Below are 17968 nucleotides of genomic sequence, written 5' to 3'. Positions count from 1 at the left end.
CCCGCGTACCCTGTGGGAGCGGCTTTAGCCGCGAAGAATCCAACGCGGTGCATGGCACCGGCTGCGCCGGTGTTCGCGGCTGAAGCCGCTCCCACAGAGTCCCTGCTAACTCAATGAGTCATGTGCAGTTCTATGAGAGCTGGCATGCCGGCGATGGGCCAGAGCAAGCAGCGCAAGACAGTAGCTCAGGGGGCGGTTCTCGACTCCTGATCCATTTCCGCTGGCCACTCTACTCGGGGTGCCAGGCGCAGGGCGAACTCACACCAGAGCACATCGTTGTGATCCTTGGGGGGGGCGGGTGGTGGCAGGGCTGAGGGGCCTTCCTGCATGTAGGTGCAGATGTAGGCCCAGACATGTTGGTCGGCCCCCATCGTAACCAGAGGAAAACGGTCGATGACATTGTTTGTGCCTGGTGCAACGATGGAGAGTGTGACACCCCATTTGAAAATTAACCCACCGTTTGGCAGTGCGCCGGTCTGGGACCAGCGCTCGGCGCGGACTTGGGACCAGTCGTAGCAAACTGTTTCTACTTTCCAGTTCGTGAAGGGGTTCCACCAGCAGTACTTGAAATTGTATGCATACAATTTTTTACGTACTCGGTTGAAGCGAAGGGGTTCATCTCGGGGTGGGGATATGCTTACTCGAAGGCAAAATACGGATGCCCATACTCCGCATGCAAGTATTAATATATCAATTAGCACGGATTCGAAGTCTCTCTGCTCTATGTTGGAGTTTATGAAACTGAGCAGAGGGGTGGTGATGGCGATAGTTGGAAGCGAAAGGAAAGCCATTACTTCTCTTGCCCAACCAAGGGGTCTGGGTACTTCAAGGTAGATGGGATCCTGATGGTTAGGGGATTGATTGCCCAGGCTGGCTTCGATCGCAATGGGAGTGTCAGGATGGGGTAGGTCCTCTATCCATCCTGTACATGGCGGGTTAAGGTGCGGGCGGGCCATTAGAATAGACCCCTTAGCGAGGATAGATTGTTTTCTCTCATTGTCACTTTTGCATAACCTGACATGTCATGCTTGTTGGGCCAATAAGTGAGCGTTAGCTCAATGGCTTTTGTGCAATGGTTATCCTGTAGTGGAATTGAAGTGCTGATGTGCAGGGTCTTATCGGTGGTTTTAAAAATTATTCGTTCGCTGACGCTTTCAGGGCTAGCAAAGGTTTTTTTGGTTTCTTCGGGCACGTATTCGACTACTTTTGGATGTAAACTATTACCAGAGAGATGAAAAGGCAGTCGATTTTGCCCTGCTGGGTACACAGTCACTTGCCATTTGTACTGTGCGTCTTCAGTACTGAAATTTGGCAAGCTTATGTACAAATCGAGATAAAAACCTGCCGCAACAGCAGCGTCATCGCTGATGAAGGCTTTAGTTTGGTCTAGCGTGTGGGTACTGTGAGTTGGTTGAAATCTTGTCTCAATTGAAACCTGCGCTTGAACTCCCAAGGCTGCCGCGTTCAGTGAGCCAATTGCGGTATCCAGATCTTGTGGATTCATCCAGCGCCGATGTTCCTCTGGTGTTCCCCATCTACTGTGTCGGGACCAAAGCTCTAATAGTGAAGATTCTTGATTTTTGGCATCCATCGCCAGCGTATAGGCTGCCAGACCAAGGATGATCGTAAAGCCTAAGGGACCGAGTAGCGAACTTGCGAATAATGCCGAGTAAATACCAGAGACAGTGGAAACCGTAGCAAGCACGGCCGCGCGAGCGTACTGGTTTGCAGAGGTACTGTCCCCTTGGTTATTAGTTCTGGCGAGCGCATTCACGTATTGCACTGCATCCATGGCATTGGCGAGTGCAGCGATGGCGCCGCCGTACTTGGCTAGGTTCTTTCCTAGTGAAGCTGTGGTTACCGTTCTGGGCCACGGTATCTTCGGTTGTACAAGTGTGACAGCAAGCCCTGCCGCTTCGACACTCACTCCCAACAACCCAAGCGATGAAGACCAGATCGCGGCAAGCGCCTCTGGATTGTTCTGATGCGTCTCCTGCAACGCCCGATAGTTCTTGCCCAGGCTGTCCTGCTGGAACCATATGCCCCCCAAGGCAAGCATCAGCTTCCCACTTCCACTGCTCGCTGCAGCATCCCGCAGGCTGCGCATCGCATCGCTTGCCAGGCTTTGCGCGGCCGTAGAACTGATCTTCAAACCACCCGTAACCTGCGCACGCAGCGTACCCGCACCAATCGCAACATTGCGTACCAGCGCCCCGACGCCGCCGGCTGCACCCTCGCGCAACTGCACCAGCCGCGCCTGCAAACTCTCGGCGCTTTCCAACGTCCAGAGCATCACCTCGATCATCTGGCTACGGTTACCCGCTGCCGCAATATTGATCGCGCCACTCAGCACCATGGCCCGCACCTTGCGGCCCAGGGGATCACGGAACTGCTTGTCTACCTGCTGCAGAAACGCATCGGTCCGGGCCTCCAGGGCTTCGTTGAGCAGGCTCATGTATTCGCCCACTGTCAGCGACACCCGCAGCGGCGTCACCTGCTGCCCGGCGAAGAGTGCAAGCGCCGAGCGATGCACATGGCCGATCAGGGTCTTGGTCCGTTCACTGATGTGCTGGCTGAGCGCATTCCCGGCGCTGTTGGTCGCGGCCAGCAACTGGCCAACGGCATCCTGTATCGGCTTGATCATCAGCAGTTGGCCATCGGCGGTCCCGGCGATGCCCTTGATGATGTCGTACACCTTGCCGAAGTCGTCCCCGGACAGCGCGCTGGCCACCTGCTGCATCAGCTTCTGATTCTTGGCCAGCAGTGCCTGGTAAAGCAGGCTGCGGTCGTCTTCCAGCAACTGCTGCCAGATATGCTGGGTGATCCCGAGCGGCTGACCCTCCTGAGGCAAGGTTTCAGTGGGCCCGCCGGCCAGGCAGGCGGCCATCATCTGGATGAAGTACTCCACCGAAACGGGGGAGGTCGCGTCATAGTCGTAGTAGCCGATCTGTTGAAACGCCCGCTTGGCATAGTGCCGCGCATACAGATCGCCAACCTGGTCGATCATCGACTGCCAGTTTTTCAGTTCGCGGTCGTAGTCGGCCTGGAACGCTGCGCGGGCGCCTTCGTCGTAACGCTCTTCCAGCCGCTCGCGGGCGTCCTGCTGCTTGCGCGCGGTGTTGCGTTCGGTCTGCGCGTCGATGTCCACCGGCGGCAGATACGCCTTGGCCGCGATCGGGCTGTCGTTCCATTGCTCGACCTGCCGGGCTTCCCGCTGCGCGTCCTCGGCACCCTGCACGGCCGCCATGGCCGCGTGCAATTCGCGGATGCCCAGTAGTGCTTGCGAGGTGAAGTATTCGAAGTGCCGCTGCGGCTGCGCCCGCCATTCCTGCAGGGCCTGCACCCAGCCAGTGCGTTGCGCGTTGAGCTCCATGACCATGCCGACCGGGTCGGGCAGTGTCAGCGCCAGCACGCCATTGGGCAGTTGTTCCTGCTCGATCACATTGCGCACATGAGTGCGGGTTTCATGCCAGCGGCCCAGGCGGCTGTAAAAGCCATGGACGCTGGTAAACCTGGCAGAGGAAAAGGTGGAGAACTCCAGCACCTGTTCCAGGCCGAAGCGGAAGCTGTCGGTCATGGCGATGCCGAGGCTGGCAGGGTCGTTGCGTGCGGTGTTCAGGTCCACTTCGACGAAGCGGGCGAGGGTGCCCGCGTCACTGTCGGCGATGCCTTGCCGATAGCGGTCGAGTACCGCACGGGGCCAAGGGTCGTTGGCGAAGGCGATCCAGGCCTTGCGGTAGAGCAGGGTATCGATGTTGATGAACGAGGCAATCACATCGTGGCCTTCGGTGGCGCATACCTTGGGTAACGGCCTGGGTGGCCCGAAGGGCATCTGCGACACCGGAAAGCGCTGCAAGGTACCTTCCGCCGCTACCTCGTAGGCCTGCCAGATTTCCTGGTCGAGCAGTACGTAGACATAACCCTGGCGCAGGAGGCGCAACTGGTCGGTGTGCATCGGGTGGAAGATGATTTCGCTGTCGTCTGCCAGGCGATAGGGGCGCCCTGTATCCGGGCGCGGGGCGTAGGCCTCGCGCAGCAGCAGAATCGGCAGGCCGGAGCGTTCGCAGGCATTGCAGGTGCCGTAGGTGTTGGGGATCTCTTCCTGCATGGCGATGTGGATGGCTTTGCTGATGCTCATGGGTAACTCCTTGCCTTCGGCAGGCCGGCGACGATGTGCGACCAGGTGCAGTCGTCGTAGCTGGCGAAGCGGTCCGCCAGGCGCTGCTCGCCGGCCGCTGCCCTTTCCACCTCGTGCTGGATGGTCGGGTGCTGAAGGAGCAATGGGTGGATCATGAGCATGTGCAGGCTCATGCACTGGATATCGGCGCGGTCGCGCAGGCCCTGCTTGAACGCCTTGAGGATCAGGTTCATGGCATGGGTGGGGGCGTTTTCCGGCAAGCCTGAGGAGCCTGCGAAGTGCCAAGGTGCATGGGGATGCTGCACGGCACTCAGGCGATGCCAGGCGCCGAGCAGTTGAATGATCTGTGGTGCGACGTGCTGGGTCGCCCTTACGGCCTCGGGGACGGCCAGTTCGCCAGCCATGGGTTCTCGCTCGAATACCTCGCAACTGCCACAACCATCGGGATGTAGCCAACTGCGAACAGGCCCGAGGAGTTCGCCTGCGTTTTTCAGGGTCGCGCGTAGCAGCGCCAGCCGCACGGGCTCGAACCAGGCGGTGATACCGTGCGGTTCTGGTTGGTGCAGCACCTGACACTGGTGGCTGATGTGCTGGGCGATGAGGTCGGCGGGTTGATCGCTGATCAGCCAGCCACACACGTAGTGCCAGGTAGCTGCCGATTCACGAGCGGCGCAGGTCGCGCTTAATAGGGCAAGGGCTGTGGGCGCATCGCCGGGTTCGGCGAGCCGCACCAGAGCTGGCCAGCACTCAGGATCCTGCACCAGCCCGCTGCAGTCGACGCGCGTTACGGCATCACTACCCAGCGCTTCGCTGAGGGCAGCGATGGCCAGCGGGTGCTCAGGCGGGCAGCCGGCGAATGGGTCCAGTAAAAGGTAGAGGGCCTCTTCTGGTTGGCGCTGCTGGTTGGCGAAGTGATCGACCGACTGCACGTAGCCCTGCGTGGACTGGCTCGACATGAGAAGTTCCTTTTCTTCTTGATGGCGAGCAGAAACCTAACGGGGAATCAATGCTGCAGGTAGTTATCGGCTTCCTAACCAGATGTAGGATTTTTCGCTGTCGGACGAGGCAGTCGTATCGCTCAGGACCTCGGGGATTCTGTTTCAAAGCATTGGCGCATCACGTCAAGGTAACGCCGCGCGCCCAGGCCCAACGGGCGCGACTTGACCCAGATGATGTCCACCCACAAGCGCAATCGGCTGGCCATGTTGTCGAAACGCACCTCCGCCAGCGCGCCCGAAGCAATCAACGGCTCTACCAAAGGCTGCGGCAGGTAGGCCCAACCGAGCCCCGATTGCACCAGGTCCAGCGTGGCCAGGTAGCTGTCGGTCAGCCAGATGCGCCGCGACAGCACCATGCGCGGGTCCGACCCGGTGGCCTTGCCCGACGCCACAATGATCTGCCGCTGTTCGGCGAAAGTTTCTTCCGGCAACGGCGTGCCGCTGTTCTGCCCGGCCGGATGGCGGGGGGATGCGACGGCCACCAGCAACTGGCTGCCGGCCTCCAGGAATGACTCGCGCTCGTCGATGCCAGGCCGTTCGAAGACCAGTGCCAGTTGCACGCTGCCGTCATGCAGCAGGCGGATGGCTTCGGCCTGGGTGGCCGAGCGTACTTCGATTTCCAGGCTGGGAAATTCCTGGGCGAGGGTTTCCAGCGGCTGGCTCCAGCGGCCGGTCTGCAGCTCGGGGGCCATGGCGATAGTCAGGCGCTTTTCCAGCCCTTTGTGCAGTTGCAGGGCCTGGGCGTCGAGCAGGTTGAGCTGGCAGATCACCTGCCTGGCCTGGGGCTCCAGGGCCAGGGCGGCGCTGGTGGGCAAGGCTTTGCGCGTGGCCCGGTCGAACAGCACCAGGTCCAGCTCCGCCTCCAGCTGGGCGATGGCCATGCTCACGGCCGAAGGCACACGCCCCAGCTTGCGCGCGGCGGCAGAGAACGAGCCTGCTTCCAGCACCGCGAGGAAGATTGCCAGGGAGTCGCTGGTAAAGGCCATTGTCAGTAAACCTGATGACGGGGAGTGTTATGGAAGAAAATTATGGGGCTTTTGTTTGAGAATGCACCAGGGTGCCGAGCGGTTCGGCGGGGGATTGTCAGCGCCTGTGAGATCGAGCGCCGCCCGCGCGGCGCTTCGCAGCACAAGGCTGCTCCTACATTTGTTTCGGGCCAGTAACGCCTGTACCAGTGCACGCGACCGCCTTGTTTTCCCGACACGATATTGAGGTGGACACCAAGGGGCCGCGCGCCCTCGCCTCAGGATTTATTGGCCCGAAACAAATGTAGGAGCAGCCTTGTGCTGCGAAGCGCCGCGCGGGCGGCGCTCGATCTCACAGGCGCTGAAAAACCAAAGCCAAGCACTTACAGCCCTTCACCCAGCACCCGATCAATGCTGTCGACGAAGTAGTCCACGCTCGCCCGGGTGGTGCACATCGGCGGCTTGATCTTGAGGATGTTCAGGTAATCACCGGTCGGCTGCATGAAGATGCCCAGGTCACGCAGGCGGTTGCACAGGGCCATGGTTTCCTCGGTGGCCGGCTCCAGTGTTGCGCGGTCGCGCACCAGTTCCAGCCCCAGGTAGAAGCCCGAACCATGCGCCGCGCCGGCCAGCGGGTGCTTGTCGACCAGTGCCTGCAGGCGCGCCTTGAAATAGCGCCCGGTATCGCGCGCGTTGTCCCACAGGCCTTCTTCCTGCATCACATCCAGCACCGCCATGCCGATGCGGCAGCTGACCGGGCTGCCGCCGGCCGAGGAGAAGAAGTAGCCCTCGGCCTCCAGCGCTTCGGCGATCTCGCGGCGGGTGATGACTACGCCCAGTGGCTGGCCGTTGCCCATGCCCTTGGCCATTGTGATGATGTCGGGCACCACGCCCTGTTCCTCGAAGCCCCAGAAGTACTCGCCCAGGCGGCCATAGCCGACCTGTACCTCGTCGGCGATGCACACACCGCCCCGGGCGCGGACCTTGGCATAGGCGTCGCGCAGGTAACCCGCCGGCAACGAAATACCACCGGCATTACCGTACACCGGTTCGCAGATGATGCCCGCCAACTGGCGACCACGGGCGTCGAGGTCGGCCAGCTTGGCGTCGACGTCGCGCAGGTAGTGGGTGGCGCTGTCGGCGCCACGGAAGCGGCCGCGGAAGGTGTTCGGCGCCTCGACCGGGTGCACCCAGTCCGGGCGGGTTTCCAGGGCCTGCGGGTTGTCGGCGATGGAAGTGGAAATGGCATCGGTGGCCACCGACCAGCCGTGGTAGGCCTCCAGCACGCTGAGCAGGTCGCGCCCGCCGCTGTAGGCCCAGGCCAGGCGAATCGCCAGGTCGTTGGCTTCGGTACCACTGTTGACCATGAACACCCGGTCGAAGCCTTCGGGTGCCAACTCCAGCAGGCGTTCGGAGAATTCGGTGATGGCCGCGTAGTGGAAGCGCGAGTTGGTGTTCAGCAGCGACCACTGCCGTGCCGACTCGGCGACCATGCGCGGGTGGCCGTGGCCCAGCACCGCGACGTTGTTGAGCATGTCGAGGTACGAGCGGCCCTGCATGTCGATCAGGTAGTTGCGCCAGCCGCGTTCGATGTGAGGCGGTTGCGCGTAGTAATGCTTCTGCGAGCGGGCGAAGCTGGCGTCGCGGCGAGCCAGCAGGGCCTGCGGGTCGGGCAGCGGCTCGGCATTGCAGTCGAAGCCCAGCAACGCAGCTGGCGACGGGCACAGGGCCAGCCAGGCGGCTGCCTGGGATGGGGTGGCGAAGAACGGCGGCTGGATGCCGCTATCCAGGCACAGTTGCACGCAGAGGAAGCCACAACTGCTGCCCAGCGACTGGCCTTTTTCCACGGCCTGGCCATCTGCAGGCGCGTCTTCCAGGCCTTGCAGCCACAACGCCCAGTGCGCGCTGCGCAGGCAGCCACGGCCGTCGCCATGGCGCTGCCAGGTGCCGGCGTCTGGCGCTTGCACCAGGCTGCCGTTGGGTACATGCAGCTCGACGCCCAGGGCACAGGTGGCAGGCTCTTCGGGGCGATCGATATGGGTTTGCGACAGGCGATACTGCCCGTGCAGGCTGCAGGCCGGTGCTGGTTGCGTGGTCAGCAGGTGCTGGTCGAAGCCCGGTTGCTCCCAGTTGCCCGCCTCGCAATGCACGCTGAGCACGCCCAGATCGACGCGCGTCACTGCCTGCTGATCCAGTTCAGGGAGCAGAAGGGCGCAGCCGCTCAGGTCCGGCGTGGCTGGCTGCAGGCCCGCAGCTTGCAGGATGGCCGCTTCCATCAACGCGAAAGGTACGGCGGTGGCAGTGTCGAAGATTTCCCATTCATGGGCGATGTTGTCGCGGGTGTACTGGTTGCCGGGGTCGACGGCGAGCTGTTGCTCGCTGCTCAGCACCAGCACGGCAGCGCGGTTGAGCACCAGTGGCCACAGCGCCCGCAGTTCGGCTTCGCTCAGAGGGTTGAGCGCCTGGTAGGCACGTACTGCCGGCAGGATGCGCAGCGGTTCGCCCTCGGCGTGGTGCAACAACGCAGCGCAGGTCACCGACAGGTCGGCGATGCGCCAGGTGCGCAACAGGTCGCCGAAATCGATCACCCCTTGCAGCTGCCACTGGCGCTCGCCATCGCGGGCCCAGACGGCATTGTCGTCGGTGATGTCCAGATGCACGGCCTGGCTTGGCAGCTGGTCGACCAGCGGCGCCAGGTGCTCGGCGGCCAGCTGGGTGGCCTGCTCGATGCGGGCGCGTTGCTCGGCGTTGCCCAGCACGGGCAGCAGGTGCTGGATCAGTGCCTGGGCATGTTGCGGGTCCCATTGCAGGGTGCGCGCCAGGCCCGGGTGGTCGAAAGTGGCCAGGGCCTTGTCCAGCCGCGCGCAGAGCCCGCCGAGTTCGGCCATCAGGCGTGGCTCCATGTGCTTGAGGCGGGTCAGTGGCTGGCCTTCGATGTAGTCGAGCAGGCGCATGCGCAGCGGTTGCCCGTCTATTTCCAACGCCAGCAGCATCTGGCCATCGCTAGCCGGGCGCACGGCCGGCACAGGCAAGCCCTGTTCGCGCAGGTAGGCCAGGGCCGCGTGCTGGGCCTCGAGCTCCACCTGGGCGTAGCTGCCGTGGCAGGCCTTGAGCACGAAACGGCCTTGTGGTGCGTCTACACGGAAGTTCAGGTCCTGTTGGCTGCCCAGTGCCGAGAGGTTGCCGGTAATGCCGTAGTGCGTTTGCAGCACGGCATGTGCCTGGGCTTCGCCGAGCGCAGGGCTGGGCAGGCCGGAGCGCTGGATCAGCGTGGTCAGGGCAGGGGAGGCGGGCTGGTGTTGTGGGCTGGACATGGGGCTCTACCGTTGCTGCTGGGGTTGACGGTGGAGAATTTATGCCTGATCTGGCTGATGATGGAAGACGATTGTTGTCAGAAAATTTGATGATGGCTTTCGAGCCGACCTGCCTGTACACCGTTACATTAAATTATTCGCTGCCAATAATTATTGGTATTCAATAATTTTCAATAAAGCCATGGTCGACATCTTCCCGCGCCGTGAATTGGCTGCCGACATGGCCAGGTAGCTGTTGAAACCGTCCGCCCTGGATATCGGCCTGAGATCATGGCTGTTTTTCTACGGGCTGCGCAGGACTGGCAAAACCTCTTTTTTAAGATTGCCCGGATCGCATCGGTCGAAGGCGATGCGCGTGGGGTGTTCTCCAACGAAGCGGCGGCCGAGTATTCGAAGGCTGTGGGGCGTGAAGTGCGTGTCGAAGAGATACAGCCGGTTGCCAACGAACTGCTGGCCGCTAACCTGATCATGCGTCGGGGGCATGGGCTGTATGGGGTGACCGACCCCTTTGTACAGTAGATCTGGCGCGAGCGGCAGGAGTTGTTGGGCCGGCTCTGAGCTAGATCAGCCTAGGCCAGCTGGTGCCGGACCCATCAGCGCTTCGGCCATCGCACTCAGGCAGTGGGCAGCCCAGATCATCCTCGGATTCTAGACAGTGAATTGGAGGATTCCGTAGTCATTTTGAATACCCTGAAAATTCTCGACTGCCCGGACCGGCCTCTTCGCGGGCACGCCCGCTCCCACAGGTACTGCGCAAGTCTTGAAGCCTGTGGTGTCCCTGTGGGAGCGGGCATGCCCGCGAAAGGGCCGGCCCTGGCGACATATTAATCAGTCTTGGTGCAAGTCTTGGGTTCGGCGAGGACTGGGAAATGGCCTACAAGGAAGGGGAGAAGTCTGTTTTTCGCCTCGCCGAAAGCGGGCCGCTTTGCGGCCCATCGCCGGCAAGCCAGCTCCCACAGGGATAGCGCATGGCTTGAAGCCGGCGCGGTCAAAAGCTAATTAGCCGCATCCACTTCCAAGAACGCCGCCTCCAGCAACTGCCGGGTATACGGATGCTGCGGCGCATGGAAGATCGCTTGCGCATCCCCTTGTTCCACTACATGCCCATGCTTGATCACCATCAACTGGTGGCTCAACGCCTTGACCACCGCCAGGTCATGGCTGATGAACAGGTAGGTCAGGTTGTATTTCTGCTGCAGATTGCGCAGCAACTCCACCACCTGCCGCTGCACCGTGCGGTCCAGCGCCGACGTAGGTTCATCCAGCAGGATCAGCGCCGGTTTCAATACCAACGCCCGGGCAATGGCAATGCGCTGGCGCTGCCCACCGGAAAACTCGTGCGGATAGCGATGCCGTGTGCGTGGGTCCAGCCCCACTTCCTCCAGGGCCGCAATAATTGCCGCTTCCTGTTCCTGCGCCGTGCCGATGCGGTGGATGCGCAACCCTTCGCCGACAATGTCCTCCACGCACATGCGCGGGCTCAGGCTGCCGAACGGGTCCTGGAACACCACCTGCATTTCCCGGCGCAACGGGCGCACGGCCTTCTGGTTCAGCCCTTCCAGATCCTGCCCATGAAAGCGAATGCCGCCCTGGCTGGAGATCAGCCGCAAGATCGCCAAACCCAAAGTCGACTTGCCCGACCCGGACTCGCCGACAATCCCCAGCGTCTGCCCTTGCGGCAAGCTGAAGTTGATCCCGTCCACCGCCTTCACATGGTCGACCGTGCGCCGTAGCAGGCCCTTCTTGATCGGGAACCACACCTTGAGGTCATCCACCTCCAGCAATGGCGCGCCCACCGGGTTGTGCGCCGGCAGCCCGCTGGGTTCGGCATTGATCAGCATCTGCGTGTAGTGGTGCTGCGGTGCGCTGAACAGCTTGGCGCATTCGGCCTGCTCGACAATCTGCCCGTGCTGCATCACGCACACACGGTGGGCGATGCGTCGCACCAGGTTCAGGTCATGGCTGATCAGCAGCAGGGCCATGCCCAGACGCGCCTGCAGTTCCTTGAGCAGTTCGAGAATCTTCAACTGCACAGTCACGTCCAGCGCCGTGGTCGGCTCATCCGCAATCAGCAGTTCCGGCTCGTTGGCCAGGGCCATGGCGATCATCACCCGCTGGCGCTGCCCGCCCGACAGCTCATGGGGCAAAGCCTTCAGACGCTTGCGTGGCTCGGGAATGCCGACCATCTCCAGCAGCTCCAGGGTGCGCACCGTGGCCTCCTTGCCGGTCAGGCCCTTGTGCAGCAGGAGGATTTCGTTGATCTGCTTCTCGATGCAGTGCAGCGGGTTAAGCGAGGTCATCGGCTCCTGGAAGATCATTGCAATGCGGTTGCCGCGAATGCGCTGCATGGTCTTCTCGTTCTGCTGCAGCAGGTCCTTGCCCTCGTAGAGGATGCTGCCGCTGGGGTGGCGGGCCAGGGGGTAGGGCAGCAGGCGCAGGAGCGAATGCGCGGTGACCGATTTGCCCGAGCCACTCTCGCCCACCAGTGCCAGCGTCTCACCCTTGCGGATGTCGAAGCTGATGCCGTTCACAACGCGGTGGGCCTGGTCCCCGGTGACGAACTCCACCGCCAGGTCGCGCACTTCGATCAGGTTCTGTTCACTCATGTCACTTCCTCGGGTCGAAGGCATCACGGGCGGATTCGCCGATGAACACCAGCAGGCTCAGCATCAGCGCCAGCACGGCGAAGGCGCTGATGCCCAGCCATGGGGCCTGCAGGTTGGACTTGCCCTGGGCCACCAGCTCGCCCAGCGACGGTGCGCCCGGCGGCAGGCCGAAACCAAGGAAGTCCAGGGCGGTGAGGGTGCCGATGGCGCCGGTGAGAATGAATGGCATGAAGGTCATGGTCGAGATCATGGCGTTGGGCAGGATATGCCGGTACATGATCGCGCCATTGCGCATGCCCAGGGCGCGGGCGGCACGTACGTATTCCAGGTTGCGCCCGCGCAGGAACTCGGCGCGTACCACATCCACCAGGCTCATCCAAGAGAACAGCAGCATGATGCCCAGCAACCACCAGAAGTTGGGCTGCACGAAGCTGGCGAGGATGATCAGCAGATACAGCACCGGCAGGCCCGACCAGACTTCCAGGAAGCGTTGCCCGGCCAGGTCGACCCAGCCGCCATAGAAGCCCTGCAAGGCGCCGGCGATCACGCCGACGATGGAACTGAGCAGGGTCAGCGTCAGGGCGAACAGCACGGAAATGCGGAAACCGTAGATCACCCGTGCCAGCACGTCGCGGCCCTGGTCGTCGGTGCCCAGCCAGTTGTCCGCCGACGGTGGGGCCGGGGCGGGTACCCGCAGGTCATAGTTGATGCTCTGGTAGCTGAACGGGATCGGTGCCCACAGCACGAAGCTGTCTTTCTTCTCCAGCAGTTCGCGGATGTACGGGCTCTTGTAGTTGGCTTCCAGCGGGAATTCGCCGCCGAAGGTGGTTTCCGGGTAGCGCTTGAATGCCGGGAAGTACCATTCGCCGTCGTAGCGCACGGCAATCGGCTTGTCGTTGGCGATCAGTTCGGCGCCCAGGCTCAGGCCGAACAGGATCAGGAACAGCCACAGCGACCACCAGCCACGGCGGTTGGCCTTGAAGCGCTCGAAGCGCCGGCGGTTGAGGGGGGACAAGGCCATGTCAGTGCTCCCGGCTGGCGAAGTCGATGCGTGGATCGACCAGGGTGTAGGTCAGGTCGCCGATCAGTTTCACCACCAGCCCCAGCAGGGTGAAGATGAACAGGGTGCCGAAGACCACCGGGTAGTCACGGTTGATGGCTGCCTCGAAACTCATCAGGCCGAGGCCGTCGAGGCTGAAGATCACCTCGATCAGCAAGGAACCGGTGAAGAAGATGCCGATGAACGCCGAAGGGAAACCGGCAATCACCAGCAGCATGGCGTTGCGGAACACATGGCCGTACAGCACCCGTGGCCGGCTCAGGCCCTTGGCCTTGGCGGTGACCACGTATTGCTTGTTGATCTCGTCTAGGAAGCTGTTCTTGGTCAGCAAGGTCATGGTGGCGAAGTTGCCGATGACCAGCGCGGTGATCGGCAGCACCAGGTGCCAGAAGTAGTCCAGCACCTTGCCGGTGGTGCTCAGCTCGTCGAAGTTGTTGGAGGTGAGGCCGCGCAGCGGGAACCAGTCGAAGTAGCTGCCGCCGGCGAACAGCACGATCAGCAGGATGGCGAACAGGAACGCGGGGATGGCGTAGCCGACGATGATCGCCGAACTGGTCCACACGTCGAAATGGCTGCCGTGGCGCACGGCCTTGGCGATGCCCAGCGGGATCGACACCAGGTACATGATCAGCGTGCTCCATAGCCCCAGCGAAATCGACACAGGCATCTTCTCGATGATCAGGTCGATAACCTTGGCATCGCGGAAGAAGCTGTCGCCGAAGTCCAGCCGGGCGTAGTTCTTGATCATGATCCACAGGCGCTCGGGCGGCGACTTGTCGAAGCCGTACATGCGTTCGATCTCGGCGATCAGTGCCGGGTCCAGGCCCTGGGCTCCACGGTAGTTGGAGCCGGCCACGGACACTTCGGCACCGCCACCGGCAATGCGGCTGGTGGCGCCTTCGAAACCTTCGAGCTTGGCGATCATCTGCTCGACCGGGCCGCCGGGGGCGGCCTGGACGATGATGAAGTTGATGATCAGGATGCCGAACAGGGTCGGGATGATCAGCAGCAGGCGGCGCAGGATGTAGGCCAGCATGTTATTCGGCCTCGTCCGCAGTGGTTTCGCTGACGGCCGGGGTTACGCCGGGCTTGATCCACCAGGTATCGATGCCGATGTCGTACTTGGGCGAGACGTCCGGGTGGCCGATGTGGTTCCAGTAGGCCACGCGCCAGGTCTTGATGTGCCAGTTGGGGATCACGTAGTAGCCCCACAGCAGCACGCGGTCGAGGGCCCGGCAGTGGTCGATCAGGCTCTGCCGCGAATCGGCATTGATCAGCTGTTCCACCAGCTGGTCGATGGCCGGGTCGCGCAGGCCGATGAAGTTGCGGCTGCCGGGGTTGTCGGCGGCGGCACTGGACCAGAACTCGCGCTGCTCGTTACCCGGCGAGTTGGACTGCGGGTAGCCACCGACGATCATGTCGTAGTCGCGCGAGCGCAGGCGGGTGATGTACTGGGACACGTCGACCCGGCGGATGTTCAGGTCGATGCCAAGGTCGGCGAGGTTGCGCTTGAACGGCAGCAGGATGCGTTCGAACTCGGTCTGTGCCAGCAGGAATTCGATGCTTACCGGCTTGCCCTGGGCGTCGACCATCTTGTCATCGACGATTTTCCAGCCGGCTTCCTGCAGCAGCTTGTAGGCCTGGCGCTGCTGTTCGCGGATCATGCCGCTGCCGTCGCTGACCGGGTTGCGGAAGGCTTCGCTGAATACCTGCTCGGGGACCTTGCCACGTAGCGGTTCGAGGATTTTCAGTTCGCTGGGGCTGGGCAGGCCGCGGGCGGCCATTTCCGAGTTTTCGAAGTAGCTGCCGGTGCGGGTGTAGGCACCGTTGAACAGCTGCTTGTTGGTCCACTCGTAGTCCAGCAGCAGGCTCAGCGCCTGGCGCACGCGCACGTCCTGGAACACCGGTCGGCGGATGTTGAAGATGAAGCCCTGCATGCCCGTGGGGTTGCCGTTGGGCAACTCTTCCTTGATCAGGCGGCCATCGCGCACGGCGGGTACGTTGTAGGCGGTGGCCCAGTTCTTCGCGCTGACTTCCAGCGCATAGTCGAACGCACCGGCCTTGAGTGCTTCCAGGGCGACAGTGGTGTCGCGGTAGGAGTCGAAGGTCATCACGTCGAAGTTGTAGAAGCCGCGGTTGATCGGCAGGTCCTTGGCCCAGTAGTCCTTGACCCGCTCGTAGCGCACCGAGCGCCCGGCCTTGACCTCGGCAACCTTGTAAGGGCCGCTGCCCAGCGGGATTTCCAGGTTGCCGCGGTTGAACTCGCGGCTTTCGTACCAGTGCTTGGGCAGTACCGGCAGCTGGCCGAGAATCAGCGGCAGCTCGCGGTTGTTCTTGTGCTTGAAGGTGAACAGCACCGTCAGCGGGTCTTCGGCGACCACTTCAGCGACGTCGGCATAGTACTGGCGGTACAGCGGCGCGCCGTCCTTGATCAGGGCATTGAAGGTGAACACCACGTCGTCGGCGCGCATCGGGTGGCCGTCGTGGAAGCGTGCCTCGGGGCGCAGGTAGAAGCGCACCCAGCTGTTGTCCGGGGCTTTTTCGATCTTGCCGGCCACCAGGCCGTACTCGGTGAACGGCTCGTCCTGGCTCTGGCGCATCAGGGTGTCGTAGATGCTGCCGATGTTCTCGGCCGGCACCCCCTTGTTGATGAACGGGTTGAGGCTGTCGAAGCCGCCGAAGCTGGACTGGCGGAAGGTGCCACCCTTGGGTGCGTCAGGGTTGACGTAGGCAAAGTGCTTGAAGTCGGCGGGGTATTTTGGGGGCTCGTCGTACAGGGTGAGCGCGTGTTGCGGTGCGGCCAGGGCGGGAAGGCTCAGGCAGGCAAGCAACAGGCTGCCGGCCAACCGGCGCAGTCGGTGCGTTGGCGTCATTGGGCTTTCTCCGAAGTCTTGATCCACCAGCTGTTCAGCCCAAGGGTGTAGGGCGGCGTGGTGACGAAGGCGAACCGGTTGCGGTAGGCCAGGCGATGATTGTCGAGGTACCAGTTGGGGATCATGTAGTACTGCCATGAGAGCACGCGGTCCAGGGCGCGGGCGGCGGCGACCTGATCATCGCGGGTGCGGGCGGCCAGCAGGGTGTCGAGCAGATGGTCGACCACCGGGTCCTTGACCCCAGCATAGTTCTTGCTGCCCTTGGTGGTTGCCTGGCTGGAGTGGAAGTACAGCCACTGTTCGAGGCCCGGGCTCAGGGTCTGGTTCAGGGTCATCAGAATCATGTCGAAATCGAACTGGTCCAGGCGTTGTTTGTACTGGGCGCGGTCCACGGTACGCAAGCGCGCATCGATGCCGATGCTGGCCAGGTTTTCGACATAAGGTTGCAGGATGCGTTCAAGGTTGGGGTTTACCAGCAGCAGTTCCATGCGCAGCTGCTGGCCCTTGCTGTCGACCAGACGTTGGCCGTTCAGCTTCCAGCCGGCCTCGGCGAGCAGGCCGAGGGCCTGGCGCAGGGTCTGGCGGTTGATGCCACGGCCATCGGTATGGCTGACCTTGTAGGGTTCGCTGAACAGGCTGGCCGGCAACTGGTCACGAAACGGTGCCAGCAACAGCCATTCCTTGCCGGTGGGCAGGCCGGTGGCGGCGAATTCGCTGTTTGGGTAGTAGCTGGTCGAGCGGCGGTAGGCGCCGCTGAACAGCGCGCGGTTGGTCCACTCGAAGTCGAGCATCAGCCCCAGTGCCTGGCGTACCCGTGGGTCGCTGAAGGTGGCCCGGCGGCTGTTCATGAACAGGCCCTGGGTTTGCGTGGGGATGCGGTGCGGGATCTGCGCCTTGATCACCTCGCCCCGGCGCACGGCCGGGAAGTTGTAGCCGTTGGCCCAGTTCTTCGCCTGGTGCTCGATATAGATGTCGAACTCGCCGGCCTTGAACGCCTCGAAGGCGACCGTAGCGTCGCGGTAGAACTCGTATTCCACGCGGTTGAAGTTGTACTTGCCACGGTTCACCGCCAGGTCCTTGCCCCAGTAGTTCTTCACCCGTTCGAACACCAACCGGCGCCCAGGCTGGACCTGGGTGATGCGGTAAGGGCCGCTGCCCAGTGGAGGCTCGAAGGTGGTGGCCTTGAAGTCACGCTTTTGCCAGTAGTGCTTGGGCAGCACCGGCATTTCGCCCAGGCGCAGGATCAGCAGCGGGTTGCCGGCGCGCTTGAATACGAAGCGGATGCGCAGCGGGCCAAGGATGTCCACCCGCTGCACTTCCTGCAGGTTGGTGCGGTAGATCGGGTGGCCATCCTTGAGCAGCGTGCGGTAGGAGAAGGCCACGTCTGCCGAGGTGATCGGCTTGCCGTCATGCCAGCGGGCCTCCGGGCGCAGGTTGAACACCACCCAGCTGCGGTCCTCGCTGTACTCCACCGAGCGGGCGATCAGGCCGTAGCTGGAGGTCGGTTCGTCGCCGGACGGGTCGTACTGACCGGTGCCGACCATCAGCGGCTCGTTCAGCTCGCTGATGCCGTACTGCTGGAAATTGGGCGTGGTAATCGGGCTCGACCCCTTGAAGGTGTAGGGGTTGAGGGTGTCGAAGGTTCCGAAAGCCATCGCCCGCAAGGTGCCGCCCTTGGGCGCTTGCGGGTTGACCCAGTCGAAATGGGTGAATGTGGCTGGGTACTTGAGCGTGCCGAACTGCGCGTATCCGTGGCTTTCGCTCACCATCGCGGCTGCGGGAAAGCTCAAGGCCAGGCTGAGAGACAGCAGGAGGGGACGTATCAAGTCGGCATCCGATCCAGAGGCGTTGGGCTTTGATCGGGGTACAGTAACAGCTTGGTGGGGTTGGAAAAAGAGAGGGGGCAGGGGTTTTCCAGTGTGTATTTCTCAGGCCCATTCGCGGGCACGCCCGCTCCCACAGGTACAACACCGGCCTTGATGGCGGTGAAAAACCTGTGGGAGCGGGCGTGCCC

The 17968-nt window shown here is 62.5% G+C and carries 10 protein-coding genes and 1 pseudogene; 1 reads left to right on the top strand and 10 read right to left on the bottom strand.

Going from position 1 to position 17968, the window contains the following annotated elements:
• Window positions 1-185 precede the first annotated feature (185 nt).
• The 5 genes from M1D87_RS17895 to M1D87_RS17875 all read right to left on the bottom strand — a co-directional run bounded on the left by M1D87_RS17895 (window position 186) and on the right by M1D87_RS17875 (window position 9415).
• Window positions 186-791 (bottom strand): DUF6708 domain-containing protein, encoded by a 606-nt coding sequence (locus M1D87_RS17895; RefSeq protein ID WP_311133381.1) that lies wholly within the window; start codon window positions 789-791, stop codon window positions 186-188.
• Window positions 792-955: 164 nt separating this feature from the next.
• Window positions 956-4138: a T6SS effector BTH_I2691 family protein gene (locus tag M1D87_RS17890; RefSeq protein ID WP_322264609.1), complete on the bottom strand. Its 3183-nt coding sequence runs from the start codon at window positions 4136-4138 to the stop codon at window positions 956-958.
• On the bottom strand, window positions 4135-5094 hold the full coding sequence (locus tag M1D87_RS17885) for a hypothetical protein (protein ID WP_123085710.1): 960 nt from the start codon (window positions 5092-5094) through the stop codon (window positions 4135-4137). The genes M1D87_RS17890 and M1D87_RS17885 overlap by 4 nt, the downstream gene beginning before the upstream one ends.
• Before the next feature lie 122 nt (window positions 5095-5216).
• Complete coding sequence (locus M1D87_RS17880; protein WP_013973410.1) at window positions 5217-6122, bottom strand: LysR family transcriptional regulator; 906 nt, start codon at window positions 6120-6122, stop codon at window positions 5217-5219.
• A 362-nt stretch (window positions 6123-6484) separates the two neighbouring features.
• On the bottom strand, window positions 6485-9415 hold the full coding sequence (locus M1D87_RS17875) for an aminotransferase (RefSeq protein WP_421091568.1): 2931 nt from the start codon (window positions 9413-9415) through the stop codon (window positions 6485-6487).
• Between the two features lie 327 nt (window positions 9416-9742).
• Here M1D87_RS17875 and M1D87_RS17870 point away from each other — a divergent pair.
• Window positions 9743-9934: pseudogene (locus M1D87_RS17870) on the top strand (ATP-binding protein); the annotation flags it as partial.
• Window positions 9935-10410: 476 nt separating this feature from the next.
• Here the strand turns inward: M1D87_RS17870 and M1D87_RS17865 are convergent.
• The 5 genes from M1D87_RS17865 to M1D87_RS17845 are packed head-to-tail and all read right to left on the bottom strand — an operon-like array spanning window position 10411 to window position 17780.
• Entirely contained in the window at window positions 10411-12021 is a 1611-nt protein-coding gene (locus tag M1D87_RS17865) for an ABC transporter ATP-binding protein (RefSeq protein ID WP_123085708.1), read from the bottom strand.
• A gap of 1 nt (window position 12022) precedes the next feature.
• Window positions 12023-13042: an ABC transporter permease gene (locus M1D87_RS17860; protein ID WP_013973404.1), complete on the bottom strand. Its 1020-nt coding sequence runs from the start codon at window positions 13040-13042 to the stop codon at window positions 12023-12025.
• A 1-nt stretch (window position 13043) separates the two neighbouring features.
• Complete coding sequence (locus M1D87_RS17855; protein WP_009686399.1) at window positions 13044-14117, bottom strand: microcin C ABC transporter permease YejB; 1074 nt, start codon at window positions 14115-14117, stop codon at window positions 13044-13046.
• Window position 14118: 1 nt separating this feature from the next.
• The gene (locus tag M1D87_RS17850) at window positions 14119-15954 is read right to left on the bottom strand and encodes an extracellular solute-binding protein (protein WP_039613094.1); all 1836 of its coding nucleotides are present in this window, start codon (window positions 15952-15954) and stop codon (window positions 14119-14121) included.
• Complete coding sequence (locus tag M1D87_RS17845) at window positions 15951-17780, bottom strand: extracellular solute-binding protein (RefSeq protein WP_024087409.1); 1830 nt, start codon at window positions 17778-17780, stop codon at window positions 15951-15953. Before M1D87_RS17845 ends, M1D87_RS17850 begins: the two co-directional genes overlap by 4 nt.
• Between the last annotated feature and the right edge of the window lie 188 nt (window positions 17781-17968).

The organism is Pseudomonas sp. SA233 (assembly GCF_054792385.1).
Note: the sequence above shows the minus strand (reverse complement) of the source record. Positions and strands in the feature narration are given on the sequence as shown.

Bases quoted from the DNA above. Each gene is read 5' to 3' on its own strand.
- M1D87_RS17885 (WP_123085710.1), bottom strand. From the start codon at position 5,094: ATGTCGAGCCAGTCCACGCAGGGCTACGTGCAGTCGGTCGATCACTTC.
- M1D87_RS17890 (WP_322264609.1), bottom strand. From the start codon at position 4,138: ATGAGCATCAGCAAAGCCATCCACATCGCCATGCAGGAAGAGATCCCC.
- M1D87_RS17860 (WP_013973404.1), bottom strand. From the start codon at position 13,042: ATGGCCTTGTCCCCCCTCAACCGCCGGCGCTTCGAGCGCTTCAAGGCC.
- M1D87_RS17875 (WP_421091568.1), bottom strand. From the start codon at position 9,415: ATGTCCAGCCCACAACACCAGCCCGCCTCCCCTGCCCTGACCACGCTG.
- M1D87_RS17880 (WP_013973410.1), bottom strand. From the start codon at position 6,122: ATGGCCTTTACCAGCGACTCCCTGGCAATCTTCCTCGCGGTGCTGGAA.
- M1D87_RS17855 (WP_009686399.1), bottom strand. From the start codon at position 14,117: ATGCTGGCCTACATCCTGCGCCGCCTGCTGCTGATCATCCCGACCCTG.
- M1D87_RS17865 (WP_123085708.1), bottom strand. From the start codon at position 12,021: ATGAGTGAACAGAACCTGATCGAAGTGCGCGACCTGGCGGTGGAGTTC.
- M1D87_RS17850 (WP_039613094.1), bottom strand. From the start codon at position 15,954: ATGACGCCAACGCACCGACTGCGCCGGTTGGCCGGCAGCCTGTTGCTT.
- M1D87_RS17895 (WP_311133381.1), bottom strand. From the start codon at position 791: ATGGCTTTCCTTTCGCTTCCAACTATCGCCATCACCACCCCTCTGCTC.